Source organism: uncultured Algibacter sp. (genome assembly GCF_947495675.1).
In the GTDB taxonomy this organism is placed as follows: Bacteria; Bacteroidota; Bacteroidia; order Flavobacteriales; family Flavobacteriaceae; genus Algibacter_B.
The window spans coordinates 1-447 of the sequence record NZ_CANLZX010000059.1; the positions used below are offsets into that span (position 1 = coordinate 1).

Sequence of the window (447 nt, forward strand, 5' to 3'; positions counted from 1 at the left end):
GTTTTATACTGTTTTTAAATATTCTAATACTTGTTTGCTTACTTTTTCGCCTGTAAAGCCAAATTTATCATCTAGCACAGTTGCTGGGGCCGAATAACCAAAATGCTCTAACCCAAATACTTTTCCTTTATCGCCTACCAAGCCTTCTAAATTTACTGGTAATCCCGCTGTTAATCCAAATAACGGTGTGCCTTTTGGAATTACACTATTTTGGTATTCTTTAGATTGATTTCTAAATACTCCTTCTGATATTATGGAAGCAATATTCACTTGTAATCCATTCTCGGCTTCTAATATTTCGGCTGCTGCAAATAATGTGGCAACCTCTGATCCATTTGCTATTAATACCACATCTGGATTTTCTACTTCTTTTACTAAATAACCTCCTTTTTTAGAAGCTAAAGCTTCTTGATATCTTGACGTTCCTTTTGCTGGTAAATCCTTAAT

General features: G+C 34.5%; 1 protein-coding gene. It reads right to left on the minus strand.

The features are described from left to right. Positions 1-3: 3 nt before the first annotated feature. Positions 4-447, minus strand: a 444-nt coding sequence (locus tag Q0842_RS16085) for a transketolase C-terminal domain-containing protein (protein WP_366941137.1), incomplete at its 5' end; no start/stop codon positions are given.